The sequence below is a fragment of the Caballeronia sp. SL2Y3 genome, from assembly GCF_022879575.1.
Lineage (GTDB): Bacteria > Pseudomonadota > Gammaproteobacteria > Burkholderiales > Burkholderiaceae > Caballeronia.
In genome coordinates this window covers 918,395-934,124 of sequence record NZ_CP084261.1, presented here as the reverse complement: position 1 = coordinate 934,124, position 15,730 = coordinate 918,395, and the positions used below count along the sequence as shown (strand labels likewise).

General features: G+C 64.5%; 12 protein-coding genes. 4 read left to right on the top strand and 8 right to left on the bottom strand.

From position 1 onward, the window contains the following. Nucleotides 1–74: 74 nt before the first annotated feature. Genes LDZ26_RS17615 through LDZ26_RS17595 form a run of 5 tightly spaced genes read right to left on the bottom strand, consistent with a single transcriptional unit; the run spans nucleotide 75 to nucleotide 4,168 of the window. Complete coding sequence (locus LDZ26_RS17615; RefSeq protein ID WP_244849444.1) at nucleotides 75–548, bottom strand: MaoC family dehydratase; 474 nt, start codon at nucleotides 546–548, stop codon at nucleotides 75–77. Next, nucleotides 545–1,738: a CaiB/BaiF CoA-transferase family protein gene (locus LDZ26_RS17610; protein ID WP_244849443.1), complete on the bottom strand. Its 1,194-nt coding sequence runs from the start codon at nucleotides 1,736–1,738 to the stop codon at nucleotides 545–547. Before LDZ26_RS17610 ends, LDZ26_RS17615 begins: the two co-directional genes overlap by 4 nt. Before the next feature lie 27 nt (nucleotides 1,739–1,765). Continuing rightward, nucleotides 1,766–2,929: an acyl-CoA dehydrogenase family protein gene (locus tag LDZ26_RS17605; RefSeq protein ID WP_244849442.1), complete on the bottom strand. Its 1,164-nt coding sequence runs from the start codon at nucleotides 2,927–2,929 to the stop codon at nucleotides 1,766–1,768. Further along, nucleotides 2,926–3,738 carry an enoyl-CoA hydratase/isomerase family protein gene (locus LDZ26_RS17600; protein ID WP_244849441.1) on the bottom strand — a complete coding sequence of 271 codons (813 nt, stop codon included), beginning with the start codon at nucleotides 3,736–3,738 and terminating at the stop codon, nucleotides 2,926–2,928. Before LDZ26_RS17600 ends, LDZ26_RS17605 begins: the two co-directional genes overlap by 4 nt. A gap of 4 nt (nucleotides 3,739–3,742) precedes the next feature. Next, the gene (locus LDZ26_RS17595) at nucleotides 3,743–4,168 is read right to left on the bottom strand and encodes a MaoC family dehydratase (RefSeq protein WP_244849440.1); all 426 of its coding nucleotides are present in this window, start codon (nucleotides 4,166–4,168) and stop codon (nucleotides 3,743–3,745) included. A 334-nt stretch (nucleotides 4,169–4,502) separates the two neighbouring features. Here LDZ26_RS17595 and LDZ26_RS17590 point away from each other — a divergent pair, with 334 nt between their 5' ends. From LDZ26_RS17590 to arsH, 4 genes are all read left to right on the top strand, one after another. Then, on the top strand, nucleotides 4,503–5,537 hold the full coding sequence (locus LDZ26_RS17590) for a TRAP transporter substrate-binding protein (RefSeq protein ID WP_244849439.1): 1,035 nt from the start codon (nucleotides 4,503–4,505) through the stop codon (nucleotides 5,535–5,537). 50 nt (nucleotides 5,538–5,587) lie between these two features. After that, nucleotides 5,588–6,121: a TRAP transporter small permease gene (locus LDZ26_RS17585; RefSeq protein WP_244849438.1), complete on the top strand. Its 534-nt coding sequence runs from the start codon at nucleotides 5,588–5,590 to the stop codon at nucleotides 6,119–6,121. Nucleotides 6,122–6,131: 10 nt separating this feature from the next. Continuing rightward, entirely contained in the window at nucleotides 6,132–7,403 is a 1,272-nt protein-coding gene (locus tag LDZ26_RS17580) for a TRAP transporter large permease (RefSeq protein ID WP_244849437.1), read from the top strand. A gap of 244 nt (nucleotides 7,404–7,647) precedes the next feature. Continuing rightward, entirely contained in the window at nucleotides 7,648–8,412 is a 765-nt protein-coding gene (gene arsH, locus LDZ26_RS17570; RefSeq protein WP_244849436.1) for an arsenical resistance protein ArsH, read from the top strand. A gap of 158 nt (nucleotides 8,413–8,570) precedes the next feature. Here arsH and LDZ26_RS17565 read toward each other — a convergent pair whose 3' ends face one another. From LDZ26_RS17565 to bcsZ, 3 genes are all read right to left on the bottom strand, one after another. Continuing rightward, a complete protein-coding gene (locus tag LDZ26_RS17565; protein ID WP_244849435.1) occupies nucleotides 8,571–9,179 on the bottom strand; it encodes a GIY-YIG nuclease family protein in 609 nt (202 codons plus the stop codon). 269 nt (nucleotides 9,180–9,448) lie between these two features. Further along, entirely contained in the window at nucleotides 9,449–14,584 is a 5,136-nt protein-coding gene (locus LDZ26_RS17560) for a cellulose biosynthesis protein BcsC (RefSeq protein ID WP_244849434.1), read from the bottom strand. Beyond that, nucleotides 14,578–15,729, bottom strand: coding sequence for a cellulose synthase complex periplasmic endoglucanase BcsZ (bcsZ, locus tag LDZ26_RS17555; RefSeq protein ID WP_370650698.1), 1,152 nt, complete (start codon nucleotides 15,727–15,729; stop codon nucleotides 14,578–14,580). Before bcsZ ends, LDZ26_RS17560 begins: the two co-directional genes overlap by 7 nt. Between the last annotated feature and the right edge of the window lies 1 nt (nucleotide 15,730).

Sequence of the window (15,730 nt, the reverse complement as noted above, 5' to 3'; positions counted from 1 at the left end):
ACTGCACGCAGTGTAGCGGTGCAGTGACCGTCGACGTTACTGGCATTTACACCATGCAAGGTGTGGTGCGGAGGTCATGCGGCGAGATTGCGGGCCATCAGCGCCTGATCGAAGCGCAGTTCCTTGAGCGCGGAAAGCCCGCTCAGCACCACACGTCCCTGCTGGTTTCGAACGGTCGTATCCATAACGAGGATGCGCTTTGCCGGCTTCTTCTCGACGACGCACACGTTGATCGTCACCGTGTCGCCGATATAAACCGGCCCGAGAAAGCGCAGTTCCTGCCCGACGTAAGCGAAGCCCGGGCCCGTGAGTTCCGTGTGGGCTGCCGACACAAGCGCGGCCGTCAACAGCCCATGCACCACGCGCCGTCCGAAGGGCGAGCATTCGGCAAACGCATCTTCCATGTGCAGCGGGTTCAGATCCCCCGACAGACGTCCGAACGCGTTCACTTCCGCTTCTGTCACCGTATGCACGATCACCTGCGTGCGGCCGATCTCGACATCCTCGAAGCGCAGGAGCGCCGGCCAGTTGTTCGGTTGTGCGCTCATGCTTCTCTCCTCGATGTCAACGCAATGCCGCCCTCGACATAAGCGTCGATCTCTTGCGGCGTGTAACCCAGTTCCGCGAGCACTTCGCGGGTATGTTGTCCCTGTTTCGGCGGATGACGGCGCAAGGGCGGCGTCTCGCCGTCATAGCGGACCGGATGCGCGAGCACCCGCACGGGCCCCGCCTGCTCATGCTCGAACGACACGATCATCTGATTGTGCAAGACCTGCGGATCGTGCTCGACCTGTTCGTAATCGTTGACGGGCGCGAACCAGATGTCGTGTTCCTCGAAGGTATGCATCCACTCTGCTGTCGTGCGCGTCTTGAGGGTGTCGTAGACAAGGCGATTGATTTCCTCGCGGCGCCGGACGTTATCCTTCGGATGCGTGAACTCCGCGAGGGCGGGACACGACAATGCGCCCGCGAGTTTCTGTACAGGCGTGAGCGACATCGCGATGTAGCCGTCGCGCGTCTGATACACGCCATAGGGCGCCGGATGAAAGCGGCTGCCGGTCGGCGGATGCGTGCGCGCCCACAGCGGCCCCTTGTTCATGTAGTACGTGAAGGGCTCGATCTGTAGATCGAGCGCGGCGTTGAGCAGATTGCTCTCCACTCGCGTGCCCACGCCGGTCCGCTCGCGCGCCTGCAACGCGGCCACCACGCCGAATGCGGCCAGCGCGGCGGCATGCTGATCGACGATCGCCGAGCCGACCGGCGTGGGCGGCGACTCCGCATCGCCGGAGAGCATGGTCATGCCGCTCATCGCCTGAAGCAGCAAGTCCTGCCCCGGACGCTTCAGATACGGACCCGAAGAACCGTATCCCGTGCAAGAGCAGTAGACGAGGCGCGGATTGACCTCATGCACCTGCGCGTAACCGAAGCCCATCTTGTCCAGCACGCCGGGCCGATAGTTTTCGATGAGCACATCCGCTTCGCGGATCAGACGCCACACGATCTCGCGTGCGGGTTGCTCGCGCAAATCGAGCGAGATGCTTCGTTGATTGCGGTTGCCGAGCAGAAAGAACACGCTCACGCCTTCGACGAAGGCATCCGCGCCGGTCCAGCCGCGTTCGAATGCGCCGCCCGGCGGCTCGATCTTGATGACATCCGCGCCCACGTCGGCGAGCATCTGCACGGCGGCGGGCCCTTGCAAGAAGTGCGTGAAGCTCAATACCTTGATGCCTTCCAGCATAACGTTCCCCTCGGTTCCGAAGCGCGTTCACGCGAGCAGCGTGCGCGCGATGATCATGCGCTGTATTTCCGATGTGCCTTCGACGATTTCGAGCACCTTCGCGTCGCCGAATGCGCGGGCGACCGCGAACTCGGCCATCACGCCGTATCCGCCATGAATCTGCACCGCCTGATGCGCGGCCTTCATCGCGTGTTCGGTGGCGAAGAGCTTGGCCTGCGAAGCCTGCGCGTCGAACGGCAAGCCGGCATCCTTGAGCGCGGCGGCGTCGTAGAGCATGAGACGCGCGGCATGGGCATCGGTGGCCATGTCGGCAACCTTGAATTGAAGCCCCTGAAAGTCGGCGATGGCTCGCCCGAACGCGCGCCGCTCCTTCATATAGGCCATCGAGCGTTCCAGCGACCCTTGCAGGATGCCCAGTGCAAGCGCGCCGATAAGAATGCGTCCGGTGCTGATCTGCGCCAGCGTCTGACGCAGCCCCGCGCCGCGTTCGCCGAGAAGCTGATTCGCCGGAATGGCGCAGCGGTCGAAGAACAGTTCATGCGTGATGGAAGCGCGCCAGCCGATCTTGCGCAGCTTGCGTCCCTTGCTGAAGCCCGGCGTCCCCTGCGGCACGATGAAATTGGAGATCTCCTTGCGGCCGTCGGGTCGCGTGCCCGTCGCCGCCGCGATCACCGTCGGCCCGCCTATCTCCGTGCCCGAATTGCTGATGAAGGTCTTCGCGCCATCGATGATCCACTGCTCGCCGTCGAACACCGCCCGCGTGCCGATGTTCGCCGCATCCGAACCTGCGTCCGGCTCCGAAAGACCGATGGAACCGATCTGCGTGCCGTCGAGAATGGGCCGCAAATAGCGCGCTTTCTGTTCGGTGGTGCCGTAGTTGTTCAGCAGGCTCGCGACGGTGGAATTCGCCATCAGCGCATTGGCGACCGCGCAATCCACGCGGGCCATTTCTTCGAGCACGATCACGAAGGAGAGCCAGTCGCCACCGCCGCCGCCGAACGCGTCCGGATAGGGCAAACCGGTGAAGCCGAGTTCGCAGGCATGCCGCCAGAGCGCATACGGAAACGCCTCGTCCTCCCAGAGCGATTCCGACTGCGGTGCGACTTCGTTTTCCGCGAAGCGTCGCACCGCTTCGCGGATCATCGTGTGCTGTTCGCCGAGCCAGTGAGGCTGATTGAGCGTTGTCGTCATGGCGTGACCGGTGCAAGGTGGGTGCGGGCCGTGCGTCGCGCGGACTGGCGTTCGAGGAATTGCCGCAGCCCGGCCCGCGCGCCCTCGCTCGAAAAGTTCACCGCGTATTGCGCGGCTTCGAAATCGAGTCCCGCCGACAAGGGCAACTCGTTCGCGCGGTTCAGGGCCCGCTTCGACATTTCGATTGCGAACGGATCGTAGGAAGCGAGGGTCGCGGCCAAGGACTGCACGGCGTCGAAGAGCTCGTCAGGAGCCGCGAGCCCGTGAATGAAGCCGTACGCCTCGCATTCCTGCGCGGAAAAGCGCCTGCCGCTCATGACGAAGCGTTTGGCGCACGCGAGCCCCATCTTGGCGACGGCGAGTTGCGTGCCGCCCCAGCCGGGCATCGTGTTGAGCGTGATTTCCGGGAACGCGAAGCTCGCGTTGGTCGAGGCCACGATGAAGTCGCACGCCAGCGCCAGTTCGAAGCCGCCGCCGAGCGCATAGCCGTTGACCATCGCGATGGTCGGCTTCGCGCAATCGTGCAGGCGCAGCAGCGCGCGCTGACCGGCCACCATGTCGCGATAGGCGGCGACGCCATCGAGAGAGACGAGGCGCTCGATATCGTTGCCCGCGGCGAAGGCCTTGGCCCCGCTGCCGGTGATCGCGATCACGCGCGTCGCTTCGTCGGCGAGAGCTTCTTCGATGCTGGCAGAAAGCAAAGCCAGCATCTCGGGCGTGAATGCGTTGAGCTTGTCGGCGCGATTGAGTGTCAAAAGACGCAGGCTGCCGTGCTGCGTGGAGAGAACGGGAAGCGGGCTATTCTGCATGGCGTCACAGCACTTTGAGATAGGTCTTGCCGGATGCGACGACGACGCCGTCCTGGCGCGTCACATCGGCGGCGAACACGCAGACGTTGCGCTCATCGTCCTTCTCTTCGAGCGTCAGACGAGCGGTCACGGTATCGCCGATGAACACGGGTGCATTGAACGTGATGTCATAGCGATACGACACCGCGCCGGGGCTTGGCGCCTTCCGCGCCATATGGCCCATGACGGTCGAGAGAAACCCGACCGACAAGCAGCCTTGCGCGATGCGCCGCTCGAAGCGCGTGCCTTTCGCGTATTCCTCGTTGAGATGCACGGCGTAAAAGTCGCCGACGATGCCGGCAAAACCGTAAATGTCGTATTCGGAAACGGTCTTCGCAAAATCGGCTGTGTCGCCGATTGCATAGCAATCCATATGAGGGCGTTTGGCCATGTCGTGATCTGTCGTGATGGGTCGTGGTCGGTTGCGTGAATACGGTGCGATGCGTTCCGGCACCGTGCCTTTAGCGTGAAACTCACTTTAAAGAGAGCCCGCCTGCAACCGGTAGGACGGTTCACGCGATCTTTTGGACTTTTTTGCAGCGCGCGGGATCACGCGGGACAGCGCCGTAAAAAAGTCCAAGAAATTCGAAAACCGGTCCTAACGCACCATCGCTGCGATCACAAATACTTGCGTCAACCCGCTGGCCTTCGAGCGCGTCGCAAGACGGCAATCTGCCGATGCGAGGCGTGGGCCGGGCGGTGTCCATATCGAGCAAGGAGACAACATGAGTTCGCTTTCCAGAGCGCAGAGCATGCTGCGCGTGGCGATGAGCGCGGTGCTTGCCGCAGTGTGCGTATCGGCATCGACGGGCGCTATCGCGCAGGACAAGGTCGTGATGAAGCTCGGCCACACGCTGGCACCCGACAACCACTATCAGCTCACGGCGCAGGTGTTCGCCAAGGAAGTCGCGGCGCGCACGCATGGCCATGTCGAAATACAACTGTTCCCGCAATCGCAGCTGGGCGGCGAAGTACAGATGACACAGGCATTGCGCACCGGTACGCAAGACCTGATGATTTCCGCGCAGGCGCCTATCGACAACACCATCAAGCAGTGGCAGATCTTCGACATGCCGTATCTCTTCTCCAGCATGGACGAAGCGAACGCCGTGCTGCAAGGTCCGGTCGGCCGCAAGTATCTCGACATGATGAAGCCCGTGAACATGATCGGCCTCACGTGGCTCGCGGTGGGCGAACGCAATCTGTTCACCACCAAGCGTCCCGTCAATTCGCTTGCGGACATGAAGGACCTCAAGGTGCGCGTGATGCAGAGCCCCGGCTATATCGCGGGCTACAAGGCGCTCGGCGCCAATCCGACACCGCTCGCCTATAACCAGTTGTTCCTCGCGCTTTCGCAAGGCCTCGTCGATGGCGCCGACACTTCGCCCGAACAGTTCGTGCAAGACAAGTTCTCGGATGTCGCCAAGCATTTCTATGTGACGCACGTGAACTATCTGCCCGTTGTGCTGGCGATGAGCAAGGCGTCATGGGACAAGCTCTCGCCCGCGGACCAGAAGGCGTTTCAGGAGTCCGCGAAGATCGCGGCCGACTACGACCTGAAGGAATACAAGCATGAATACGACGCCGCTATCGCCGCGATGAAGTCCAAGGGCATTCAGGTCACGACGGTCGACACGGCACCATGGGCGCAGGCGACGAAGGCGGCACGCGATGAACTGATCGCGAAGATTCCGGACGGCCCGGCGCTGTATCAGGAAATCAACACGGCCAAGCAAGCGTCGGCGGTCGCGTCCAAATGAACGATGCGAACGACGCCCGTGGTTCCAACCCGGCATCGGAGGTGACACGCATGGAAAAGCTCGCTCGCGGCTTGATGTTCGTCGACGACATCGTGCTCAGGATGAATCTGTTTGTCTGTAGCTGCCTGCTGCTCGCGGCGGTGATCGTAGCCGGACTCGGGGTGTTCTTTCGCTTCGTGCTGCACGATTCACTGTCGTGGTCGGACGAAGTGTCGGCTTATCTGTTCGTATGGCTGACGTGTCTGGGCGCCGCAGCCGGCGTGAAGCTGCGCGCGCATCCGGAAGTGCGCGTGCTGGCGGACCGCATGCCTGCTGCCATCGCGCCGCTGCTCAAGGACTTCACGGACTGCGCGATTCTCGCGCTCGGCGCGGTGTTCGTGCTGTACGGCACCGACATGCTGGCGCTGATGGGCACCGAAACCGCCGCGTCGATTCCGATTTCGATGGTGTATCCGTATCTTTCGATCCCCGTGTGCGGCGCGCTGCTCGCGTTTCATTCGCTCGTGCGCATCGTCGTCTCGCACCTCGCGCCGCAGGCGCAGACCGATGCCACGCTGATCGAAGGCGTGTCCGAACATCTCTAGGATAAACATCATGTGGGCAATCGCTTTTGGAGCAGGGCTGCTCGGGCTGGGCGTGCCGGTGGCCATCTGCATCGGCATAGCGGCGACCATCGCGCTGTCGATCAACGGCACGCCGCTGCTCGTCATTCCGCAGCAACTGTTCTCGAACCTCAACAACGTGGGCCTGCTCGCCATTCCGTTCTTCATGTTGACGGGGGCGATCATGGACGCGGGTGGCGTGTCCAAGCGCATCATCGAGTTCTCGCAGGCGCTCGTGGGCTTCATGCGCGGCGGCATCGGTCAGGTGACGATCGTCGCGAGCATGTTCTTCGCGGACTTGTCCGGCTCGGCCACGGCGGACACTGCCGCGATCGGTTCCGTGATGATTCCCGGCATGGTGAAGAAGGGCTATAACCGTGCATTCGCGGTGGCGCTGCAATCGGCGGCGGGCTCGCTCGGGCTGCTGTCGCCCGTGTCGATGAGCATGCTGGTCTACGCGTACACGGCGAACGTTTCGGTGGGCACCATGTTCATCGCGGGCATCTTGCCGATGCTGCTCGTGGTCGCGTCGTTCATGATCGTCAATTACGTGACGGCCGTTAAGAACGACTACAGCGCGGTGGAGCCGTTCGATGCGCGCAAGCTCTGGACGACGTTCCGCGAGGCGTTCTGGGCACTGCTCACGCCGATCATCATTCTGGGCGGCATTCTCGGCGGTATCTTCACGCCGGTCGAGGCGGGCGTCGTCGCAGCGGTCTACGTGACCCTGGTGAGCGCGTTTATCTTCCGTACGCTCAAGCTCTCGCATTTCAAGGACATACTGGTTCGCACTTCGGTGAACACCACGCGCGTATCGTTCCTGCTCGGGCTTGCGTTCGTGCTCGGGCGATATCTGATCGAAGCGCAGATTCCGCTGCACGTGGCGAACAGTTTCCTCGCGGTCACCACGAGCGCCATCGTGCTCTTGATTCTGATCAATCTGTTCCTCATCGCGGCCCATACCGTGCTCGAAACCATTTCGAGCATCGCGGTGGTGATTCCGGTGTTCTTGCCGCTCGTCGTGCAGATGCATATCGATCCGATCGTGTTCGGCGTGATCGTGCTCATCAACTCGGCCATCGGCATCAATCTGCCGCCGATCGGCTTCTGCCTCTTCACGGCGGCGTCCATAGGCGGCGTGTCGGTGGAGAAGGCGACTCGCGCGATTCTGCCGTTCATCTTCGCGCTGGTCGTCGACCTTCTGCTGATCATCTTCTTTCCGCATATCCCGCAGTTCCTTCCGCATCTGCTGGGGGCGAAGTGAACGTATGGGGATGGCGTTCGCTTCGGAGCGGTAATACGTGAGCGTGGCTTACCTGGACAAGGGTAAGCCCGTTCGGCTCTGAGCCGGGCGCTGCGCTGGCAGCGATGGTGGGAATGCTGATCGAAGTGCCGGTCATGGCGCTCGTCGCAGGCGTCGTCAGCCCTGCGCAGCGCTGGTATGATGCGCGCTCAGGCTGAGGACAACAATCGATGAGCGCGCTAACCAATGGCCGGAGCCCCCGCTGATGCCTTCCGACTTGCTCAACGTCACACTGCCGTTACTCGACACGCCGGACCTCGATAAGCTCGCGCCGCGCGCCGTCTCGACGCACGCGCCGCGCATCCTGCTGCTCTATGGCTCGCTGCGTCCCACGTCGTACAGCCGCTTGTTGACGCTGGAAGCCGAGCGGATTCTCCGGCACTTCGGCGCCGAAACGAAGGTCTTCGATCCACATGACCTGCCGATTGCCGACAGCGTTCCGGCGGATCATCCGAAGGTCGTCGAGCTTCGCAAGCTGTCGGAGTGGTCGGAGGGACAAGTCTGGTGCAGTCCCGAGCGCCACGGCACGCTGACCGCCGTGTTCAAGAATCAGATCGACTGGCTGCCGCTCGAACTCGGCGGCGTGCGTCCGACGCAAGGCCGCACGCTCGCCGTGATGCAGGTTTGCGGCGGATCGCAGTCCTTCAATGCGGTGAACGCGCTGCGCGTGCTGGGCCGCTGGATGCGCATGGTGACGATCCCGAACCAGTCGTCGGTGGCGAAGGCGTATCAGGAATTCGATGCGAACGGGCGCATGAAGCCATCGTCATACTATGACCGCGTCGTGGATGTGATGGAGGAGTTGTACAAGTTCACGCTGCTCGTGCGCGACCGCTCCGATTACCTGACGGACCGCTATAGCGAGCGGAAGGAGAAAGCGCCCGCCGTGGCGGCGACGCTCGCGAACGCTGCGATGAGCCATGAGCGCGATGCGAAGACTGCGGACAGCGACGACGGGGAAGTGGAATAGGGGGGGCAGCGCATCGCTGACCAAACCTTGCGAGGCGTGACGATGTCCGGTTTCTGCGGACTCTGACGGAGCACAGATACGCCAGAGCGCCCCTCAACTCCTGCGCCTGACGCGAGCTTCAGGCGTTGGTCTAGCCATCAGCGCCAGCGGTGACGAATTCAGACTCCGTATGTATCGTCATATATCGCGCGAAGTGACGCTCCTTCGTACGTCCAACACGGTGCCGGCGCCACGCTGTATTCGAGACACAGATCTCTTCGAGTGGCCGCCGTAAGCGACATCTCGTCTCCCTCGAACTCGACTGTTCGATCGTTGACGACGATTGCCGCCTTGCCGGTCAACACAGACCGCAGTTCGGCGCCCTTGGGAATACCCATTTCCTCGAAGTTCAAGTTTGGCCTGCGCGATTTCATGCGATCGCCAGCGGACTTCGAGAGTTCGTCAACTGACGACGGCTGACGTTCTACTTCGACAGTCACATCCTCGACGTGCAAAAGACGAAGAAGGGCGATTGCCTGCTCCGGCTCAATTTGGAAGAACTCGCGTTTAGGGTTGATCCGGTTGGGTGCGAACGCGAGATGGAGCGCTCGCTCGACCTCTTCGCCATTCCTCACTTTGCAGGCGAATTCAACGGTAAAAGGCACGGGTACGCCCGTGGTGTACAACTGGCCAATGCGCGTGTTGGCGTCTTCCTGCCTCGTGTGACCGATCTTGACCAAACCCGGCATGGCTGGATTAGTCAAGACATAAACAACACACAACTCCATGCTTCACATCCCGACTGTCGGCCTTCTGTTTCTCGCGGCAACGTTGCGCCTTTGTTGGCGCGCAGCGTTGCCCGAATTGCTTCCGTCGTATGGTGCCAGGAATCGCTGCGTGGTAGACCACCGCAATGTCATTTATTGTCAGCCTTACGGACTGCCAATGCGTCGGGGGGCTAGTAATGCCTCATCCGGTCGCTACGTCCAAGCGCGCTGCGCCGCCCGGTATGCGGGCTGAGCATAGTCAGTGCGTCGCCACCGCTGCTCGCACCCCCTCAATTCGCCAGCGACAAATACGGCGAACTAAAAGCCTGCGGCGGAAACACCGCCTGCGCGCCGCCCTGACGCGTGAAGCTATAGCGCACATACACGGCGGCGAGCCATTCGCGATACTGATACGCGTTGCCGAACGATGCCGTCGCGCCGAACGCGAGCTGCGGCGCGAGCTGGTATTCGCCGGTCGCGTTGAGCGAGTATGAAACGCCCGTCTTGCTCGACCCCGGGTAGACCGCGCCCGCGTCCGGATTGAGCGGTGAACTCGCGGCTGCGGACTGACGCGCGCTGTCGGTCGGGAAGTAGTTCGACGCATCCTGCCGGTAATGCTGCACGCCGATCGATCCCTTCACGTCGTAGCTGAACATCCCCAGCCGTCCCATGTATTCGACCGGAAAATTCAGGATCACGTACTGCTGCGGGCTGAAGTAACCGCCCTGTCCGTACGTGAAGTACGAGAGGTTCTTGTCGTAGTGCATCAGCGTGGCGTTCGCGCCCACGGTCAGCGTCTGATCCGCATCCTTGATGAGACGCGTATAGATGCCGCCGCCGCCTTTCACCGCGCTGTTGGTCGCGACGTGCTTGCCGTCGAGAAACTGGTACGCCGCGTTCACGTAGACGCCGTTGGTGCTGTCGTCCCAGCCGAGCGCGGCGCGCGCGCCGCTCGATGTGACGCCGCCCCATTCGAGGCCCGCGCCTGCATCGCGCGCGCCGGCGTAGGACAAGAGGCTGTCGGTGACGGCGCGCCGCGCGACGGCGAGCGAGTACGACACTTTGTCCGTGATGGCGTTCTGATACTGCAGTCCGCCGACGACGTTGGTTTCGCGAAAGCCGAGCGGCGTCGTGCCGACATCGGCCTGGATGTTGCGGTTTTCATAGCCGACGGAAAGGCCGACGCCCGTCGCCGTCTGCGAGCCGAAGTCGTTGGTCAGGCTCGGCGAATTGTTGCTCGCGCCCGCGCCGAATCGCGCGAGCGTGTTGTTGCTGCCGCTCGCGGTGCCGGCATCGAGCGTGACGGGCGTGGCGCGCAGCACGATATGGCCGTTGCCCGCCTTGATGCGGCCTTCGATCGGCGCTTCGATGTCGGTCAGGTTCGACAGGCCGTTCTCGCCATTGCGATTGCGAAACAGCACGCCGCCCGTGATGGTGCTGGCCTGCTCGCGGTTGATTGCCGCCAGTTCTTCCGCGACGCCCACGGTTTGAGGGTTCGTCGCTGGTGCAGGCAAGCCCGAGGCGCCCATCGATGCCGCCGTCGCGGCGCGCTGCGCGGCTTGCGGCTGCGCCGCGTAGTAGGGCTGCGCATAGCCGGCGGGCGGCTGCGGGATGTACGGCTGCTGGGCGTATTGTTGTTGCGGATAAGGCTGCTGCGGATACGGTTGCTGCGGATACGGCTGCTGCGAATACGGCTGCTGCGAATACGGCTGCTGCGAATACGGCTGCTGCGAATACGGCTGCGGCGCGTACGCTTGCTGCTGATACTGCTGCTGCTGATACGGCTGTTGCTGATAAGCCTGCTGCCCGTACGCGTACGGATCGGCCGCACGCGCCTTCTGCGCTGTGCTCTTGCGCGTCGCTGTGCGCTTGCCGACCGGCACGCTCGCCGCGGCTTGAGGTGCGTAGGCGTTGGCTTGAGCATCGCGGGCGGCTGGGGACATCGGCCAAGGCGAACTGTCATAGCCGTCCGATGCGGGCGGGTATGCGGGAGCCTGTTGCGCGTACGGCTGATAGCCCTGCGGCGGATAACCGTTCGCCTCTTGCCCGGGATACGGCTGAAGCGGCGCGCCCGATTGCGCCGCGCCGTAAGTGTCGGGACCGTAGCCATTGCCGTAAGCCGTCGCCGGCGGTGGGGCATAAGCTCCGCGTTGCGCCGGACGGTAGCTGTCCGATCCGTAGCTATAGGCACGAGCCGGCGCGGAGTAACCGACGGATAGCGCTGTGCCATCGGCTCGCGTCGGCTGCTCGCCATAAGCGCCCGCTTGCGCCGAGCCATAGCCATCGCCACCATAGCCGCCTAACTCGCGCCGACTGCCCGCTTGCAGCGTGCCATCGGAAGCACCGTAACCGCCCTCTTGCGCCGAGCCGTAGGCATCGCGGCCATAGCCGCCGAACTCGCGCGGACCGCCCGCTTGCCCCGTTGCATCGGTAGCGCCGCCATAACCGCCCGCCCGCGCCGACCCAAAAGCATCGCCACCATAGCCGCCAAGTTCGCGTCGACTGCCTGATTGCCCCGTGCCATCCGAAGCGCCGCCGTAGCCGCCCGTCTGCACCGATTCATAAGCATCGGGACCAAAGCCGCCGCGCACAGCGCGACCGCCCGCTTGCGCCGTCCCATCCGCTGCACCGCCATAGCCGCCGCTTGCGGCCGCGCGCGGTGTCATCGAAGGAGCGGAATAAGGCACAGAATAAGGCGCTGCACCAGGGAGACTAGGTGGCGGATAGGACGGCACGGCTTGCTGATTGTTCGGTAGGGTGACGGGCCGATACGCGCCCGCGTTATTCGCACTCGACGATGAAAGCGACGCCGCAGCCGTATCGACCGCGGTCTTGCCTTCGAACGGATTGGTGCCCGGCAGCGGCATCGAAGCGATGCGTTGCATCGCGCTCTGCCAGTCGCGCGGCACGCGATTGCTTTGCCCGGACGCGTTCGCCGTCGCAGGCGTATTCGCGGCGACGAGCGAGCGTTGCAGGAACTGCGCGGCGAGATCCAGCTTGCCTTCCGCGCGATACATCCGGCCGATGCCCGCGAGCACGCCCGGATCGTTCGGCGCGGCGTCGTAAGCCTGCTTCGCGAGCGATTCGGCCAGCTTGAAGTCGCGCACGCCGCTTGCCGCCGACATCGCCGCCGTCTGCAAGCCCACGTCGTCGGGACGGCGCGAGAGCGCCGCGCGGTAACACGACAACGCGTTGCGGTCATCGCCCGCCGAGGTGTACATGCGGCCGAGCGCCGCTATCAGGTCGGCATTGTCGGGCATCGCGGCGAGCCACGGCGAGATCACGTCGTAAGCGGCGGCGAGGTCGCCTTGCCTGCGCACCGCATCCGCCTGCGCGATCACGATGCCCACGTTCAGATTGTCGAAGTCGCGACGCTGCTGCGTGGTGAGCTGCGTCGCGGAAAGACGCCGCATGACGAAGCCGAGTTCGGCATCCTGATGCGTGGCGGACAAAATGCCCGCGTATTGCAGTTGCAAGCCGACATCGTTCGGCGCATTCGCGACCGCGCCGCGAATCAGCGACAGCGCGCGCGCCGGATCGCCCGCGTTCACATACGCCGACGCAACCGCACCCATGAGTTCCGCGTTGCCCGCCGCGACCGGCTCGGCGCTGCGCAGGATCGCGAACGCCTGCCCGTTCTGGCCGGCAGCGGCGGCGCGCGTCGCGAGTTCCGCCTGCTGATGCACCCACAAGCGATGCTGCAACGTCGTCATCGCGGACGTGCGCTTTGCCTGCGGCACGCGGTCCAGTTGCGCGAGACCCGCCGACCAGTCCTGCGTCTCCGCACAAAGCAGCGCGCTCGCATAGAGAGCGTCGGTCATGTCTGGATGCGTCGCGAGCAGGCCGTCCATCATGCTGCGCGCATTGCCGACCGCGCCCTGACGCACGTAGATGCGCGCGAGGTCGAGCCGCAGCCACGGATCGTCCGGCATGTTGAGCAGAGCGTCTTCGAAGAGACTGCGCGCCGCGCCGAGATCGCCCCGCGCTTCGGCGGCGCGCGCCTGAGCGGCCTGCGCCTGACCGCGCAGCGTGTTGATGCCGCCGGCTTTCGCCTGCTGCTCCGTATTGAGCTTGTTGGCGAAGGCGAGCGCCTCGTCGCCGCGGCCCTGCGCGGCCAGCGCGCCGACGAGCCCGCGGATCGCATCGGGATTGTCGGCCTGACGGCGCAGCGCCATGCGGTACGCGGCTTCCGCGCCGCGCGGATCGCCGTTTGCAAGCAGCATTTCGCCGAGCAGCACTTGCGCCGTGACATCGGACGGATCGACCGCGATGGCGCGCTCGAAGAGCGCCTTCGCCTGCGCGATCTGGCCGTTGCTGCGCGCGCCGATGGCATCGCTCGTATAGGTCCAGTACGTTGCGCTCGTGAGCGCGTCCTTCCAGCGCGCCGGGTTGCCGGCCCGCGACGCGCGTTCGAGATACGTGCGGGCCTCCGCGAAACGCTCCTGCTTCAGCGCCGCGACGCCCATGCCGCCGAGCGCGTCGGCGTCGTTGGGATTACTCGCGAGCACCGACGAAAAGCGCGCGCGCGCCGCCGCGAGGTCGCCGTGATCCAGCGCGGCGAAACCATCCGCGACGGTGCGCCCGCGCGCATCGACGGCGGCGTCGGCCTGCGAGCGTTCGCGCGCGGACCTGTCCTGCTGCACCATCGAATCGAAGCGGGCCTTCACGGCGGCATCGTCCGGCGAGGCTTGCAGATATGCCTGATAAAGCGGCGCATCCGATGCCCGCGCGCCGAGCCACAAAAGCGCCTGCCGCCAGCTTTTCTTCGCGTCCGCGCCGACCGCGCTGTCGCCCGACAGCTTCGCGAGCCGCGCGATGCCGTCGCGCCGCGTGGCATCGCGATACGTCAGATGCTGCGCATACGCAAGCTGATAGCGCGGATCGTCCGGATTCTGGCGCGCCAGCTGTTCGAGGCCGCGACGCGCTTCGTCCCAGCCTTGCGGCGTGGCGGCGAGCGCCTGGTAATACTCGAGTTGCAGCGCGGGCGTCGCGGGCTTGCCGTCGATCGCGCGCTTGTATTCCTGCACCGCCGACGCGCTCTGTCCGCTTTGCGCGAGACGCCGCGCGTCGTTCACGGTCTGATCGCGCGAACTGGTCTCGCCGAGACGCCGGCCGAGTTCGTCGATATTCGGATAGTTCGGCGCGACCTGACGCAACTGCGCGAGATACTGCTGCGCGCCGCTGCCGTCCTTGCGATCCGCGAGCACCATGCCCATGCCGAAGAGCGCGTCCGGCTGCTTCGGATTCACGCGCAGCACTTTCTGCCACGCCTGTTCCGCGAGGTCGCCGCGCCGGTGCGACTGCCAGTACTTGCCCTGATCGATGAGCACCGTAAGCGGATCGGTCGTCGCCGCCTGCGCCCAGGCCATTGCCGGCGCGGCGCACAGGAGCGCCGCGATCACGCGTTTGCGAGTCGGGATCAGCATGCGCTTCTCCACATCGGCACGAGGCGGCCCAAGTCATCGAAGTGATAACGCCCGTCGATGAAACCGCCGCCGAAAAGTCCGAGCACGCGGTCGTAGTAGACCGGCTCGCGGCCCGCGACCGGCGGCGCGGCCAGCGCTTCGAGACGCGCGCGCGCGAGGCCGAGGCCGCGTTCGTCGTTCAGCGCCTTGAAGTACGGCGCGAGCGCGGCCCAGTACGACAGCGGACCTTCGCCGCTCGCCGCGCCGCTCATGGTCGAGACCTTCTCGGGCGGAAAGCCCGTTTGCGCGACGCTCGCGCGCATGCCGCCGAGCGCGTCGAGCCACGGACGCGCGAGCGGATCGCCCGGCGACGCCATGCCGGCCCACAGATACACGCGGATCGCGTCGTAGCTGCCCACATCGCCGTTCTTCGGATCGACGACGAACTGGCCGTTGCCGCTCGCCTGATAGGCGGCCCAATCCGGCGCGTAGCCGCGCGGCGAGGTGATTCTGATCATCTTCGCGGCGTTCTGCGCGAGCTTCGTCCACGGGCCGTCCGGCATGTCCTGCGCGAGGCCGCGCAAGACCGGCAACGGCAGATAGCCCGGATTCAGCCGCGTGAGCTGGCCGGTGCGAAAGCCTTGCGGGCCGGGCAGCAACATGGGACCGAGTCCCGGCAGATCGGCGACTTCCTGCTTCACGATCTGCGTCGCGAGCGCGTAGGCGAGCTTCGTGTACGCCGGCTCTTTCCAGAGACGCCCGGCCTGAAACAAGTCATAGGCGATCCACACATCGGAGTCCGAAGCGGAGTTCGAATCGATGACGCCGAACGATCCGTCCTGCCGCTTGCCCCATTGCCACGCGGGCAGGCGCAGGCTCGCCGCGTCGAACTGATTGGCCGAGAGATTCGTGCGCGTCCAGTTGAGCACGCGGTCGAAGGTCGCGCGGTCGTTCGCGACGAGCGCGAAGAACATCGCATACGACTGACCTTCGGACGTGGTTTGCTGCGTCTCGGTCGAGCGGTCGATCACGCGGCCGTCGGCCTGTACGACACGCTCGACGAATAGGCGATACGCGGGCCAGTCGCACTGCTGCGCGGCCTGCGCGCCGGGGGCGGCCGCCGCGAGCATCGCGCCGGCGAAGAGTGTGGCGGTGGTTGGCCGCATG